A 14,667-nucleotide genomic window follows, 5' to 3' on the forward strand; every position below is an offset into this window, starting at 1 on the left:
GGTGAGCGCTTCGGACGGCGACGTGCGCCCCGAGGTGATTGGGGTGCGCCGGGGCATGTTCGGCGCCGAGGGCTCCGGCGACACCTCGGGTTACGGCCGCCTGATCCGTCCGGTCGCGCTTCCGGGCGGCTCCCCGCGGCCGTACGGGGGGTATTTCGACGACATCGTCGACACGCTGGAAGCCGCACTGGGCGAAGAGACCTACGCCGAATCGATCGAGCGGGTGGTGGTCTACCGCGACGAGCTCACCGTCGAAGTGCACCGCGACCGGCTCGTCGAGGTGGCCCAGACCTTGCGCGACGACCCGGCACTGCGTTTCGAATTGTGCCTGGGCGTCAGCGGTGTGCATTATCCCGACGACGCGGGCCGCGAGCTCCATGCGGTCTATCCGCTGATGTCGATCACGCACAACCGGCGGATGCGCATCGAGGTGGCCGCTCCCGATGCCGACCCGCACATCCCCTCGTTGTTTCGTGTCTATCCGACCACCGACTGGCACGAACGTGAGACCTACGACTTCTTCGGCCTGATCTTCGACGGCCATCCATCGCTGACCAGGATCGAGATGCCGGACGACTGGGTGGGCCATCCGCAGCGGAAAGACTATCCACTGGGCGGCATTCCAGTCGAATACCACGGCGCCGAGATCCCGCCTCCCGACCAGCGGAGGGCATACAACTGATGACCACTTCGAAGCAACCGCCCGAACGGGTGGTGGTCGTCGGCGGCCAGGACTGGGATCAAGTCGTCACTGCGGCCAGGCAGAACGCGGCCGAGCACGCCGGTGAGCGCATCGTCGTCAACATGGGTCCGCAGCACCCGTCCACGCACGGTGTGCTGCGGTTGATCCTGGAGATCGAAGGCGAGACGATCGTCGAAGCCCGGTGCGGCATCGGGTATCTGCACACCGGTATCGAGAAGAACCTGGAATTCCGGAACTGGACGCAGGGTGTCACGTTCGTGACCCGGATGGACTATCTGTCACCGTTTTTCAACGAGACCGTCTACTGCCTCGGCGTGGAGAAGCTACTCGGGGTCACCGACGACATCCCGGAACGGGCCTCGGTGATCCGCGTGATGATGATGGAGCTCAACCGGATCTCCAGTCATCTTGTCGCGCTGGCGACCGGTGGCATGGAGCTGGGCGCCATGACCGCGATGTTCCTCGGCTTCCGCGAACGCGAACTCATTCTCTCGGTGTTCGAGACGATCACCGGGCTGCGGATGAACAACGCCTACATCCGGCCGGGCGGGGTGGCCGCCGACCTGCCCGATGAGGCGCTCCCCCAGCTCCACGACCTGCTCAAGGTGCTGCCGGCGCGGCTTCACGACATGGAGGACCTGCTCAACGAGAACTACATCTGGAAGGCCCGCACGCAGGGGGTGGGCTATCTCGACCTGACCGGGTGCATGGCGCTGGGCATCACCGGTCCCGTGCTGCGGTCCACCGGCCTGCCCCACGATCTGCGAAAGACCCAACCCTATTGCGGCTACGAGACTTACGAGTTCGACGTCATCACCGACGACCAGTGCGACTCCTACGGCCGGTATTTGATCCGAGTCAAGGAGATGCACCAGTCGATCAGAATCGTCGAGCAGTGCGTGGACCGTCTCGAGCGGTTGTCCGGTGCGCCGGTGATGATCACCGACAAGAAGCTGGCATGGCCTGCCGACCTGAAGGTCGGACCCGACGGTCTGGGGAATTCCCCCGAGCACATCGCCAAGATCATGGGTCACTCGATGGAGGGTCTGATCCACCACTTCAAGCTGGTGACCGAGGGGATCCGGGTGCCGGCCGGGCAGGTCTACGTCGCGGTCGAATCGCCGCGCGGCGAGCTCGGGGCGCACATGGTCTCCGACGGCGGGACACGCCCTTACCGGGTGCACTACCGAGATCCGTCATTCACCAATCTCCAAGCCGTGGCGGCGATGTGTGAGGGAGGCATGGTAGCGGACGCGATCACGGCGGTGGCATCGATCGACCCGGTGATGGGCGGGGTGGACAGATGACCAACGTCTTTCTGGAGCTGGGCCAGCGGCCCGACGAGCCCGGTCCCCCGGTTCACGGGCCCACAAGTTATCCCGCCGAGGTGACCGCGAGGCTGAAGGCGGACGCGGCGACGATCGTGGCCCGCTATCCGCAGGCGAGGTCAGCGTTGCTGCCTCTGCTGCATCTGGTGCAATCCGAGGACGGCTGCCTTACCCCGGCCGGAATTGCTTTCTGTGCAGCACGGTTGGGTCTCACAGACGCGGAGGTGACCGCGGTCGCGACGTTCTACTCGATGTACCGGCGCGAACCGACCGGCGATTACCTGGTGGGGGTCTGCACCAACACACTCTGCGCGGTGATGGGCGGCGACGCGATCCTGGAGAGCCTGGAGACGCACCTGGGTGTCGCACCGGGCCAGACCACCGCGGACGGGGCGGTCACGCTGGAGCATGTCGAGTGCAACGCCGCCTGTGACTACGCCCCGGTGGTGATGGTGAACTGGGATTTCTTCGACAACCAGACCCCGGCCTCGGCCCGAGATCTCGTGGATGCGCTGCGCTCGGGTCGCCCACCGACGCCGTCGCGCAGCGGTTCGCTGTGCACCTTCCGGGAGACGGCGAGAATCCTTGCCGGGCTTACCGGCCCGTGTGACGAGGTGGCACCGGGAGAGGTCGGTGCGGCGACACTGGCCGGACTGCGGTTCGCCCGCGAGCACGGCATGTCGGCACCAGATGGCGGTGCGCCGTCGGACACATCCGATTCCGGGCATGCCGCACCGTCCGCGGACGGGCAGGCCGAAGCCGCCGAGGCCGTGAAAGACCAACCGGCACCGGCACCGTCGGCCGATGTCCCGGCGCGGCCGTCGACACCGGAAACCGACCCGAAGGCGGCGGATCACCGATGAACACGCTGACCCCGGTGCTGAGCCGGTTCTGGGACCAGCCACAACCGTGGTCACTGGACACCTATCGCCGCCACGGCGGGTACCAGGCACTGGACCGGGCGCTGGCCATGACACCCGACGACGTGATCGCCACAGTGAAGGACTCCGGACTGCGGGGACGCGGAGGCGCGGGTTTCCCGACCGGGACGAAGTGGTCGTTCATTCCCCAGGGGAAGGAGGGCGCCGCCGCCAAGCCGCACTATCTGGTGATCAACGCCGATGAGTCCGAACCCGGCACCTGCAAGGACATTCCGCTGCTGCTGACCAGCCCGCATTTCCTGGTCGAGGGCGCGATCATCGCCGCATACGCGATCCGGGCCCATTACGCGTTCATCTACCTGCGCGGTGAGGTGGTGCCGGTGCTGCGGCGGTTGCAGGCCGCGGTCGCCGAGGCCTACGCCGCGGGACATCTCGGCACCGACATCCATGGGTCCGGTTTCGATCTGGAACTCATCGTGCACGCCGGGGCCGGCGCCTACATCTGCGGTGAGGAGACCGCACTGCTGGACTCACTGGAGGGCCGGCGCGGCCAGCCCCGGTTACGGCCGCCCTTCCCGGCCGTCGCAGGACTCTACGCATGCCCGACCGTGGTCAACAATGTCGAGTCGATCGCCAGCGTGCCGCCGATCATGCTCAACGGTGTCGACTGGTTCCGGTCCATGGGTTCGGAGAAGTCACCTGGTTTCACGCTGTACTCGTTGTCCGGTCACGTCACGACACCCGGTCAGTACGAGGCTCCGCTCGGTGTCACGTTGCGGCAGTTGCTCGAGTACGCCGGCGGGGTCCGGGCCGGGCACTCACTGAAGTTCTGGACGCCGGGCGGATCGTCGACACCGCTCCTGACCGCCGAACACCTGGATGTCCCCTTGGATTACGAGGGCATGGCCGGTGTCGGGTCCATGCTCGGCACCAAGGCGCTGCAGATCTTCGACGAGACCACCTGTGTGGTGCGGGCGGTGCGCCGGTGGACGCAGTTCTACGCGCACGAGTCGTGCGGCAAGTGCACCCCGTGCCGTGAGGGCACCTACTGGCTGGCGCAGATCTACGAGCGTCTCGAGACCGGTGCGGGCACCGAGGCGGATCTGGACAAGCTGCTCGACATCTCCGACAACATCTTCGGGAAGTCGTTCTGCGCGCTGGGTGACGGGGCGGCGAGTCCGATCATGTCCTCGCTCAAGTATTTCCGCGGTGAGTACGAAGCGCACCTCGCCGCCGGCGGATGCCCGTTCGACCCGTACGCGTCGATGCTGGCCGCACCGGAAGGAGTGGGCGCGTGACCCTCGCAGAGCACAGCCACGACGCGCCACCAGTGGAGATGGTGACCCTGACCATCGACGGCAACGAGGTCACGGTGCCCAAGGGCACGTTGGTGATCCGCGCCGCCGAGTTGGTCGGGCTGCAGATCCCGCGCTTCTGCGACCATCCCCTGCTCGACCCGGTGGGTGCCTGCCGACAGTGCCTCGTCGAGGTGGAAGGACAACGCAAACCGTTGGCGTCGTGCACCACCACCGTGGCCCCCGAGATGGTGGTGCGCACCCAGTACACCTCAGAGGCCGCCGATAAAGCCCAGCACGGCGTGATGGAACTGCTGCTGATCAACCACCCGCTGGACTGTCCCGTCTGCGACAAGGGCGGCGAATGTCCGCTGCAGAACCAGGCGATGTCCAACGGCCGTGCCGAGACCCGTTTCGAGGACGTCAAACGGACGTTTCCCAAGCCCATCAACATCTCGTCGCAGGTGCTGCTCGACCGGGAACGCTGCGTGCTGTGCGCCCGCTGCACACGCTTTTCCGATCAGATCGCCGGCGACCGGTTCATCGATCTGCTGGAACGCGGTGCGCGCCAACAGGTCGGGATCGCGCCGGGTGAACCGTTCCAGTCGTACTTCTCCGGCAACACCGTGCAGATCTGCCCGGTCGGTGCGCTGACCGGCGCCGCGTACCGGTTCCGGGCGCGGCCGTTCGATCTGGTGTCGAGCCCGAGCGTGTGTGAGCACTGTGCGTCGGGATGCGCGCAGCGCACCGACCACCGCCGCGGCAAGGTGATGCGCCGCCTGGCCGGCGACGATCCCGAGGTGAACGAGGAATGGAACTGCGACAAGGGTCGGTGGGCGTTCACCTACACCACGGTGGGCGACCGCCTCACCACACCGCTGGTGCGTGACGGCGGCGCCCTGCGGCCGGCCTCGTGGTCGGAGGCGCTCAGCGTCGCCGGGGCCGGGTTGGCCGCGGCCGCAGGCAGCACCGGTGTGCTGGTCGGCGGCCGGGCCACCGTCGAGGACGCATACGCCTACGCCAAGTTCGCGCGAATGGTGTTGAACACCAACGACATCGACTTCAGGACCAGACCGCACAGTGCGGAAGAGGCCGGCTTCCTCGCCGCGCACATCGCGGGCCTGCCCATGACCGTGACCTACGCCGATCTGGAGAAGGCGCCCGCGGTGCTGCTGGCGGGTCTGGAACCCGAAGAGGAGTCACCGATCGTCTCTCTGCGCCTGCGCAAGGCCGTCCGCAAACACGGACTGCAGGTGCTGTCGATCGCGCCGCTGGCCACCCGTGCCCTCGGCAAGCTGTCGGGCCGGCTGATCCGGTGCGCCCCGGGTTCCGAGGCGGCCGCTCTGGACGGGCTGGCCGGCGACGAACTGCTGTCGATGGCCGGTGCGCTGCTCCTGGTCGGAGAGCGCCTCGCCGTGTCCCCCGGCGCGCTGACGGCGGCGGCACGACTCGCCGAGAACACCGGGGCGCGCCTGGCGTGGATACCGCGGCGCGCCGGAGATCGCGGGGCGGTGGAGGCGGGCGCGCTGCCGAACCTGCTGCCGGGCGGTCGACCGGTCGGCGACCCCGCTGCCCGCCGGCAGGTTGCCGACGCATGGCACGTCGACGACCTCCCGGACGTCCCGGGCCGCGACACCTCGACGATCCTTGCCGGCGCCCGTGACGGCACGTTGGGCGCGTTGCTGCTCGGCGGCGTCGAACTCGACGACCTGCCCGATCCCGACGCCGCCCGCGCCGCGGTGGAGGCGGCCCCGTTCGTCGTCAGCCTGGAGTTGCGCCATAGCGATGTCACCGAACGTGCCGACGTGGTGTTCCCGGTCGCGCCCGTTGCCGAGAAGGCGGGCTCCTTCCTCGACTGGGAGGGCCGCAGTCGCGCGTTCGGACCGGCACTGCAGAGCAACGCGATCTCGGATCTGCGGGTGCTGAGCCTCCTGGCTGACGAGATCGGGGTCGACCTCGGCCTGGCAACCGCTGCGCAGGAACGGGTCCGCCTCGGGATGTGGTCGGGAAACCGCGCCGCCGCTCCGCAGGTTGATCCGTCGCCGCCACAACCGCAGCACGGTCAGGCCGTGCTGGCGGGCTGGCGGATGCTGCTCGACGACGGACGGCTGCAGGATGGTGAACCACACCTGGCCGGTACGGCGAGAGCGCCCGTGGCCCGCCTCTCGCCGGCCACGGCGGACGAGATCGGCGTCGCCGCAGGTGAACTCGTGTCCATCGGCACCGGCCGCGGCGCGATCACGCTGCCGTTGACGGTGGCCGATATGGACGACCGCGTGGTCTGGGTGCCGCTGAACTCCCCCGGCAGCCACGTGCACCGAAGCCTGGGTGTGACGACCGGCGCGGTGGTGTCGATCGGTCGCGCCCCGTCGTGCTGCGGCCGGAACGGCCGATCTGACCGGAGCCCGGCATGACCTACCCCGACCCCACACTGTTCGGACACGATCCGTGGTGGCTGATGGTCGGAAAGGCCGTCGGCATCTTCGGATTCCTGCTTCTCACCGTGCTCGCCGCGATCCTGATCGAGCGAAAGATCCTCGGGCGCATGCAGATGCGCCTCGGACCGAACCGCGTCGGTCCGCATGGCCTGTTGCAGTCGCTGGCCGACGGCGTGAAGCTCGCGCTCAAAGAGGGACTTGTCCCCGCGGGCGTCGACAAGGGCATCTATCTGGCGGCCCCGGTGATCGCGGTGATCCCGGCATTCATGGCGTTCGCGGTGATCCCGCTCGGCGGCGAGGTGTCGGTGTTCGGCTACCGCACCGCACTGCAGTTGACGGATCTGCCGGTCGCGGTGCTCTACATCCTCGCGGTGACCTCGATCGGGGTGTACGGCATCGTGCTGGCCGGCTGGGCGTCGGGGTCGGTGTATCCGCTGCTGGGCGGGCTGCGCTCGACGGCGCAGGTGATCTCCTACGAGATCGCGATGGCGCTGTCGTTCGTCGCGGTGTTCATCTACGCGGGCACGATGTCGACCTCGGGCATCGTCGCGGCGCAGAACGACACTTGGTTCGTCGTCCTGCTGCTGCCGTCGTTCCTGGTGTACCTGACCGCCATGGTCGGCGAGACCAACCGCGCACCTTTCGATCTGCCCGAAGCGGAGGGCGAACTCGTCGGCGGATTCCATACCGAGTACTCGTCGCTGAAGTTCGCGATGTTCATGCTGGCCGAATACGTGAACATGACGACGGTGTCCGCGCTGGCCACCACGCTGTTCCTCGGCGGCTGGCGGGCTCCGTTCCCGATCAGCCTCTGGGAGGGAGCCAACAGCGGCTGGTGGCCGGTGCTGTGGTTCACCGTCAAGGTGTGGCTGTTCCTGTTCTTCTTCATGTGGTTGCGCGCCACCGTCCCGCGGATGCGCTACGACCAGTTCATGGCGCTGGGGTGGAAGATCCTGATCCCGGTGTCGCTGGGCTGGATCGTCATCGTGGCGACCGCCCGCTCACTGGGCGACCAGGGCGTGCAGACCTGGACCACCGCTCTGATCGGCCTTGCGGTCGTCGCGGCGCTGCCGCTGGTGCTGATGGGCGGAAGGAAACTGCGCGCCAACCGGATTCGCCGTGAACCCGTCCCGCCGGCTGGTGTCGGCGCCTACCCGGTGCCCCCGCTGCCCGCCAAGGACCGTCGCAAGGAGAGTGCGGATGCCTAAGTTCCTCAACGCGGTCGCAGGTTTCGGAGTCACCTTCGGCTCGATGTTCAAGAAACCGGTGACCGAGGAGTACCCGGAAAAGCCCGGTCCTGTTGCCAAGCGCTACCACGGCCGGCATCAACTCAACCGCTACCCCGACGGCCTGGAGAAGTGCATCGGGTGTGAGCTGTGCGCATGGGCCTGCCCGGCCGATGCGATCTTCGTCGAGGGCGCTGACAACACCGAAGAGGAACGGTTTTCGCCCGGCGAGCGATATGGCCGGGTCTACCAGATCAACTATCTGCGGTGCATCGGATGCGGCTTGTGCATCGAGGCGTGCCCGACCCGGGCGCTGACGATGACCAACGAATACGAGATGGCCGACGACAACCGCACCGATCTGATTTACGGCAAGGACAAGCTGCTGGCCCCGCTGGAACCAGGCATGGAGCCTCCGCCACACCCGATGGCGCCCGGCAGCACCGATGACGACTACTACCTCGGCAACGTCGGGCCCGTCGCCCGGGACAGCAGGTGAGGAGCGGACATGGGTGAGGCGGTGCTGTTCTGGGTGTTCGCGGCCGTGTCGGTGGCCGGCGCGCTCGGCGTCGTCGCCGCGCGCAAGGCCGTCTACTCGGCGATCTCGCTGGCCACCACCATGATTGCGCTGGCCGTGCTGTACATCGCCCAGGGCGCACCGTTTCTCGGCGTGGTCCAGATCGTGGTGTACACCGGCGCGGTCATGATGCTCTTCCTGTTCGTGCTGATGCTCATCGGTGTGGACTCGGCAGAATCGCTGGTGGAGACGTTGCACGGACAACGGGTCGCGGCAATCGCCGTCGGCCTGGGCTTCGGGGTGCTGCTGGTGGCCGGCATCGGCAACGTCGCTTCCACCGGTTTCGTCGGACTCGACGAGGCGAACGGCAACGGTAACGTCGAGGGTCTGGCGGCGCTGATCTTCACCCGGTACCTGTGGGCGTTCGAATTGACCGGCGCGCTGCTGATCACCGCGGCACTCGGCGCGATGGTGCTGACCCACCGGGAACGCTTCCAGCGGCGCAAGACTCAGCGCGAGTTGGCCATCGAACGTTTCGCGCCGGGCGCGCACCCGACGACACTGCCCAACCCCGGTGTATACGCCCGGCACAACGCCGTGGATGTTCCGGCCCGTCTGCCGGACGGGTCTGGGTCGGAACTGTCGGTAAGCGCCATCCTTCAGGTGCGCCCGGTCCCGACCGATGAGCGCTTGCGCGAAGAGCATGTCACCGATGAGCGCTTGCGCGAAGAGCATGTCACCGATGAGCGTTTCGTAAAGGACGAGACCCGATGAGTCCCGACCATTACCTGTATCTGTCCGCGCTGTTGTTTACCATCGGCGCGGCGGGAGTGCTGTTGCGGCGCAACGCCATCGTGATGTTCATGTGCGTCGAGTTGATGCTCAATGCCGCGAACCTCGCCTTCGTCGCGTTCGCCCGCCTCCACGGCCAACTCGACGGCCAGGTGGTCGCGTTCTTCACGATGGTGGTCGCCGCCTGCGAGGTCGTGATCGGGCTGGCGATCATCATGACCATCTTCCGGACCCGGCGCTCCGCCAGCGTCGACGCGGCCAACCTGCTGAAGCACTGATGAGCGCCTGCGCGAAGAAGAGAGAGCACTGATGAGCGCCTGCGCGAAGAAGAGAGAGCACCAGTGAGCGCCCGCGCGAAGAAGAGAGAGCACCAGTGAGCGCCCGCGCGAAGAAGAGAGAGCACCAGTGAGCGCCCGCGCGAAGAAGAGAGGGCACTGAGGCACGGATGACGACACCAGTGTGGTTGCTGATCGCCTTGCCGCTGGCCGGTGCGGTGATCCTGCTGCTGACTGGCAGACGCTCGGACCGGTGGGGTCACCTGCTGGGCACCGCGGCCTCGGTCGCGTCTTTCGTCTGCGCGGCAGTGCTGTTCGCCGACATGCTCGGCCGTGACGGCGAGCAGCGGATGTCCCGCGAGACCCTGTTCAGCTGGGTGGCGGTCGGTGAGTTGCGGGTGGACTTCGGGCTGCAACTGGACCAGCTGTCCATGTGTTTCGCGCTGTTGATCACCGGTGTCGGATCGTTGATCCACATCTACTCGATCGGCTACATGAAAGGCGATCCCGGCCGGCGACGTTTCTTCGCTTACCTCAATCTGTTCGTCGCCGCGATGCTGTTGCTGGTGCTCGCGGACAACTACCTCGGCCTGTATATGGGTTGGGAGGGAGTGGGGCTCGCGTCGTATTTGTTGATCGGGTTCTGGTCGCACAAGCCGTCGGCGGCGACGGCGGCCAAGAAGGCGTTCGTCGTCAACCGGGTCGGCGACATCGGACTCGCCGTCGCAATGATGATCATGTTCAGCGCGGTCGGCGCCCTGTCGTTCACCGCGGTATTCGACGCCGCACCGCGACTCGGCGAGGGCACGTTGACCGCGATCGGCCTGGCACTGTTGCTGGCGGCGTGCGGAAAGTCGGCGCAGGTGCCGCTGCAGTCCTGGCTCGGTGACGCGATGGAGGGTCCGACGCCGGTGTCGGCGCTGATCCACGCGGCCACGATGGTGACCGCAGGGGTGTATCTGATCGTGCGTTCGGGCCCGGTGTTCGACCTCGCCCCGCACGCGCAGACTGCCGTCGTGGTGGTCGGCGCGGTCACCTTACTGTTCGGCGCGGTGATCGGGTGCGCCAAGGACGACATCAAGAAGGCGCTGGCCGCGTCGACGATGAGCCAGATCGGCTACATGGTGCTGGCGGCCGGGCTGGGCCCGGCCGGCTACGCGTTCGCGATCATGCACCTGCTCACGCACGGCTTCTTCAAGGCGGGGCTGTTCCTCGGCGCGGGTTCGGTGATGCACGCGATGGACGACGAGGTGAACATGCGCCGCTATGGCGGACTCCGCAAGGCGCTGCCGATCACGTTCGTCACGTTCGGTCTGGGCTATCTGGCGATCATCGGCGTTCCACCGCTGGCCGGGTTCTTCTCCAAGGACGGCATCATCGAGGTCGCGCTCGGCGCCGGCGGCATCAAGGGCGTACTTCTCGGTGGCGCAACGATTCTCGGTGCCGGGATCACCGCGTTCTACATGACCCGGCTGATGCTGATGACGTTCTTCGGCGAGAGGCGCTGGGCGAACGAGGCGACCGGGGAAAGACCGGGATTGCATCCCCATGAGGCGCCCGCGGTGATGACCTTGCCGATGATCGTGCTGGCGATCGGCTCGGTGACCGCCGGCGGCGCGCTGGCGGTCGGCGGCACCCTGGAGCACTGGCTCGAACCGGTGGTCGGCTCCGGCGAGATCCACCATGTCATGCCGGTGTGGGTGGTGACCGTGATCGTGCTGTCGGTGGTGGCCGTGGGCGTCGCAGTCGCGTACCGGATGTACGGCGCCAAGGCCGTTCCCGGGCAGGTGCCTGCGGGCACGGCGCTCACGGTGGCGGCCCGTCAGGACCTCTATGGCGACGCGTTCAACGAAAAGGTGTTGATGCGGCCCGGCTGGACCTTCACCCGCGGCGTGGTTGAGCTCGACGACGACGCGGTCGATGGTGCGGCGAGTGGGCTGGCGGCCGGGGTTTCACGGTTCTCCTCGGGGCTTCGCCTGCTGCAGACCGGGTTCGCGCGGTCCTATGCGTTGTCCATGTTGGCCGGCGCGGTCCTGGTCGCCGCGATGATCCTGGCGGTGAATCTGTGGTGACGTCGCTTCCGTTGCTGACCGTGCTGTGGGCCGTGCCGATGGTGGGTGCGGTGCTGGTACTGGTGTTGCCGGCCGCGGCGCGCTCATTGGCGAAGTGGGTTGCGCTTGCGGTTTCGCTGATCGTGCTGGCCGTCGCCGCGGTGATCGCGGTCGGCTTCGACCCGGCCGGCGAGCAGTTCCAATTCGTCGAGAACTACCGGTGGATACCGTCGTTCGGCACCGGCTACATCCTCGGCGTCGACGGCATCGCACTGGCCCTGGTGGTGCTGACCGCGGTGTTGCTCCCGCTGCTGATCGTCGCCGGCTGGAACGACGCCCGCGACGAGCTGAGCTGGGGCGGCCGGTCGGTCCACATCTACTTCGCACTGACGCTGGCTGTCGAGGGCATGGTGCTGATCTCGTTGGTATCGCTGGACATCCTGCTGTTCTACGTGTTCTTCGAGGCGATGCTGATCCCGATGTACTTCCTCATCGGCGGCTTCGGCGGCCGGCAGCGGAGCAGAGCCGCGGTGAAGTTCCTGCTGTACAACCTGTTCGGCGGCCTGATCATGCTCGCCGCGGTGGTCGGCCTCTATGTCGCGACGGCGGGCAGCGACGCGTTCGAGGCGGGCACCTTCGACTTCCGCGCGATCGTCGCGGCGGTCGCGAGCGGTGAGTTCGTCGTCAACCCGGCGGTGATGCACCTGCTGTTCGGCGGGTTCATGTTCGCGTTCGCGGTCAAGGCGCCGCTGTGGCCCTTTCACCGCTGGCTGCCCGACGCGGCGGTGGAGGCGACCCCGGCCAGTGCGGTCCTGATGATGGCGATCATGGACAAGGTCGGCACGTTCGGGATGATCCGCTACTGCCTGCCGCTTTTCCCGGACTCGGCAACGTATTTCAGCCCAGTGATCATCACGCTGGCGGTGATCGGCATCGTCTACGGTGCGGTTGTGGCGATCGGTCAGACCGACGTCATGCGGCTGATCGCCTACTCCTCGATCTCCCACTTCGGATTCATCATCCTGGGCATCTTCGTGATGACCACCCAGGGGCAGTCCGGGTCCACGCTGTACATGGTCAACCACGGCATCTCCACCGCGGCGCTGTTCCTAATCGCCGGTTTCCTGGTGTCGCGCCGGGGATCCCGGCTCATCGACGCCTACGGCGGCGTGCAGAAGCTGGCGCCGGTGCTGGCGGGCACGTTCCTGATCGCCGGGCTCGCGACGTTGTCGCTGCCCGGGTTGGCGCCGTTCATCAGCGAGTTCCTGGTGCTGATCGGCACTTTCACGCGGTACCCGGTATTTGCTGTCCTGGCCGCGAGCGCACTTGTGCTTTCGGCGATCTACGTCTTGTGGATGTACCAGCGCATGATGACCGGCCCACCCCCGGCGGTGCTCGCCGAGGGTGAGCACAGGATCCGCGATCTGGTGCCGCGTGAGATCGCCGTGGTGGCACCGCTGATCGCGCTGCTGCTGGTGCTCGGGGTGTATCCGAAACCGGCACTCGACGTGATCAACCCTGCGGTAACCCACACGCTGACCACGATCGATCGACCCGACCCGGCACCCCGGATGGCGGAAGGCCCGGTGCGATGAACATCCCGACCCCGACGGTCGAATACGGCCTGGTCTCCCCGATGCTGATCGTGCTCGCCGCAGCGGTGCTTGGCGTGCTGGCCGAAGCGCTGCTTCCGCGCCGACTGCGCTATCCCGCGCAGGTGGCGCTGAGCCTGGCCGGGCTGGTCGCGGCGTTCGCCGCGGTCCTGCTCATCGCGCGGGACCTACCCGGCGGAAACGGTTCTGATGCGGTGATGGGTGCGATCGCCGTCGACGGGCCCGCACTGTTCCTGCAGGGCACCATCCTGCTCATCGCAGTGTTGGGCATCCTGCTGATCGGTGAACGCCAGAAGGCGTCGGCCGGCAGTGAGTCCCGGGGGCTGGAAGCATTCACACCACAGGCCTCCGCGGTCGCGGGCAGTGTCGCCGAGAAACTGGCCACCAGAGCGGGTGTCGTCCAGACCGAGGTTTTCCCGCTGACGATGTTCGCGGTGGGCGGCATGCTGTTGTTCCCGGCCGCCAACGACCTGCTGACCATGTTCATCGCGCTGGAGGTGTTGTCTCTTCCGCTGTACCTGCTGTGCGGGCTGGCTCGCCGGCGACGCCTGCTCTCGCAGGAGTCGTCGCTGAAGTACTTTCTGCTGGGCGCCTTCTCGTCGGCGTTCTTCCTGTACGGCGCGGCCATGCTGTACGGGTACGCCGGCACTCTGAACCTGCAGGGCATCGCCGACGCGGTGGCGTCTGGGTCCGGAAAAACGTCGCTGGCACTGCTCGGTGTCGCGTTGCTGCTGGTCGGCGTGTTGTTCAAGGTCGGTGCGGTGCCCTTCCATTCGTGGATCCCCGACGTGTATCAGGGGGCGCCGACCCCGATCACCGCGTTCATGGCGGCCGCGACCAAGATCGCGGCGTTCGGTGCAATGCTGCGACTGTTCTACGTCGCGGTGCCTGAGCTGCGCGACGACTGGCGCCCGGTGCTGTGGGCGATCGCCATCCTGACGATGGTGGTGGGCACTGTCACCGCGGTCACCCAGAACGATGTCAAACGGATGCTCGCCTACTCGGCGGTCGCGCACAGCGGCTTCATCCTGACCGGTGTGATCGCCGGCAACGAGGCCGGGCTGTCGTCGACGTTGTTCTATCTGTTCGCCTACGGCTTTTCCACCGTGGGCGCGTTCGCGGTGGTCGGTCTGGTCCGCGACGCCGACGGCGAAGAGGACAGCGCGTTGGAGCGCTGGGCCGGGCTGGGTAAGCGCTACCCGGTGGTCGGCATCGTTTTCGCGTTGTTCCTCTTGGCGTTCGCCGGGATCCCGTTGACGAGCGGGTTCGTCAGCAAGTTCGCGGTGTTCAAGGCCGCCGGCGAAGGCGGGGCGATACCTCTGGTGATCGTCGGGGTGATCGCCAGCGCGATCGCCGCATACTTCTACGTGCGGGTGATCGTGCTGATGTTCTTCACCGACCGCCCCGACGACGCGCCGGTCGTGGTGGTGCCCAGTGCGCTCACCACAGCGGTCGTGACCGTTACCGCGGCCGTCACGTTCGCGCTGGGCGCGTTGCCTCAGCCGTTGCTGGATCTGGCGAACTCGGCGGACCGGTTCTTCTGATACG

12 protein-coding genes are annotated in these 14,667 nt (G+C 67.0%); all 12 read left to right on the plus strand.

Annotated elements, in window-relative coordinates:
- The first annotated feature begins 55 nt into the window (after positions 1-55).
- Entirely contained in the window at positions 56-682 is a 627-nt protein-coding gene (locus tag ACTWP6_RS11180; protein WP_260758011.1) for an NADH-quinone oxidoreductase subunit C, read from the plus strand.
- The gene (nuoD, locus tag ACTWP6_RS11185; RefSeq protein WP_443187682.1) at positions 682-2,010 is read left to right on the plus strand and encodes an NADH dehydrogenase (quinone) subunit D; all 1,329 of its coding nucleotides are present in this window, start codon (positions 682-684) and stop codon (positions 2,008-2,010) included. The genes ACTWP6_RS11180 and nuoD overlap by 1 nt, the downstream gene beginning before the upstream one ends.
- A complete protein-coding gene (gene nuoE / locus ACTWP6_RS11190) occupies positions 2,007-2,894 on the plus strand; it encodes an NADH-quinone oxidoreductase subunit NuoE (protein WP_443187683.1) in 888 nt (295 codons plus the stop codon). The genes nuoD and nuoE overlap by 4 nt, the downstream gene beginning before the upstream one ends.
- Positions 2,891-4,210 (plus strand): NADH-quinone oxidoreductase subunit NuoF, encoded by a 1,320-nt coding sequence (gene nuoF / locus ACTWP6_RS11195; protein WP_443187684.1) that lies wholly within the window; start codon positions 2,891-2,893, stop codon positions 4,208-4,210. Before nuoE ends, nuoF begins: the two co-directional genes overlap by 4 nt.
- Complete coding sequence (locus ACTWP6_RS11200) at positions 4,207-6,621, plus strand: NADH-quinone oxidoreductase subunit G (RefSeq protein ID WP_443187685.1); 2,415 nt, start codon at positions 4,207-4,209, stop codon at positions 6,619-6,621. Before nuoF ends, ACTWP6_RS11200 begins: the two co-directional genes overlap by 4 nt.
- On the plus strand, positions 6,618-7,853 hold the full coding sequence (gene nuoH, locus ACTWP6_RS11205; protein ID WP_443187686.1) for an NADH-quinone oxidoreductase subunit NuoH: 1,236 nt from the start codon (positions 6,618-6,620) through the stop codon (positions 7,851-7,853). Before ACTWP6_RS11200 ends, nuoH begins: the two co-directional genes overlap by 4 nt.
- Positions 7,846-8,370 (plus strand): NADH-quinone oxidoreductase subunit NuoI, encoded by a 525-nt coding sequence (gene nuoI, locus ACTWP6_RS11210; protein WP_443187687.1) that lies wholly within the window; start codon positions 7,846-7,848, stop codon positions 8,368-8,370. The genes nuoH and nuoI overlap by 8 nt, the downstream gene beginning before the upstream one ends.
- Positions 8,371-8,379: 9 nt before the next feature.
- Positions 8,380-9,162, plus strand: coding sequence for an NADH-quinone oxidoreductase subunit J (locus tag ACTWP6_RS11215; protein WP_443187688.1), 783 nt, complete (start codon positions 8,380-8,382; stop codon positions 9,160-9,162).
- Positions 9,159-9,458 (plus strand): NADH-quinone oxidoreductase subunit NuoK, encoded by a 300-nt coding sequence (nuoK, locus tag ACTWP6_RS11220; RefSeq protein WP_260751135.1) that lies wholly within the window; start codon positions 9,159-9,161, stop codon positions 9,456-9,458. The genes ACTWP6_RS11215 and nuoK overlap by 4 nt, the downstream gene beginning before the upstream one ends.
- 167 nt (positions 9,459-9,625) lie before the next feature.
- Positions 9,626-11,527 (plus strand): NADH-quinone oxidoreductase subunit L, encoded by a 1,902-nt coding sequence (gene nuoL / locus ACTWP6_RS11225; protein WP_443187689.1) that lies wholly within the window; start codon positions 9,626-9,628, stop codon positions 11,525-11,527.
- Positions 11,524-13,101, plus strand: coding sequence for an NADH-quinone oxidoreductase subunit M (locus ACTWP6_RS11230; protein ID WP_443187690.1), 1,578 nt, complete (start codon positions 11,524-11,526; stop codon positions 13,099-13,101). Before nuoL ends, ACTWP6_RS11230 begins: the two co-directional genes overlap by 4 nt.
- Positions 13,098-14,663 carry an NADH-quinone oxidoreductase subunit NuoN gene (gene nuoN, locus ACTWP6_RS11235; RefSeq protein WP_443187691.1) on the plus strand — a complete coding sequence of 522 codons (1,566 nt, stop codon included), beginning with the start codon at positions 13,098-13,100 and terminating at the stop codon, positions 14,661-14,663. Before ACTWP6_RS11230 ends, nuoN begins: the two co-directional genes overlap by 4 nt.
- Positions 14,664-14,667 lie beyond the last annotated feature (4 nt).

It is taken from the genome of Mycobacterium sp. 4D054 (assembly GCF_052245755.1).
Classification (GTDB): domain Bacteria; phylum Actinomycetota; class Actinomycetes; order Mycobacteriales; family Mycobacteriaceae; genus Mycobacterium.